The following is a 579-nucleotide window of genomic DNA, read 5'->3' as shown; positions in this document are numbered from 1 at the left end:
TGATAAGGGGGCGGTCCATCGCCAGAATAATGTCTCCTTCTTCGACGATCAGATGTTCGTACGGGCCAACCTCGTCTTCTGGCCAGTATTCAGTATCGCCCCACTTCAAGTGCCCCGGTGCTACGTTTGCACCACGGAGTAGAGGCATTCCCTCGTCGGTAAATCTGTCACTGCTGAATGCGTACCCTGAGTCAAGGAGACTGATTTGCTCAAATCGAACCCACTTCCAGCTTGACGGAAGTGAAGGTAACTCCGAAGAGTCAACCGAATCTGGTTCGGAGTAACGGTCTTTCCAGCCGTCCGGTGGCGTTTTTCCTTTCGAGTCGTAGCGTTTCGTTCGATAGTCTTCTTCCCAGCGGTCTCGCCGCTTCTCCAGAACCCGTTCCAGCAACTCATCGGCGGGCTCGGGGTCGTGGGTGCGGCGCCAGTCTGCGGTGAGGCGGCCCTCGACGGCGGCCTGCAGGACGCTCATACGGTAGCGCTCCAGCTGCTGCTCGGCGGCCCGAAGGTCGCTCCGTCCGGCGTCGAGGTTGGTGAACAGCTCTTCGATCTTGGCGACGATGCGGCGCTGTTCTGGGA

General features: G+C 58.9%; 1 protein-coding gene. It reads right to left on the bottom strand.

The genetic code is table 11. The features are described 5' to 3' along the window. A partial coding sequence (locus tag EXE46_RS16930; RefSeq protein ID WP_199234212.1) for a hypothetical protein occupies positions 1-579 on the bottom strand: 579 nt, incomplete at both ends.

This window comes from Halorubrum sp. GN11_10-6_MGM, assembly GCF_005435165.1.
Taxonomy (GTDB): Archaea; Halobacteriota; Halobacteria; order Halobacteriales; family Haloferacaceae; genus Halorubrum.
This window is presented reverse-complemented; position numbering and strand designations above follow the sequence as displayed.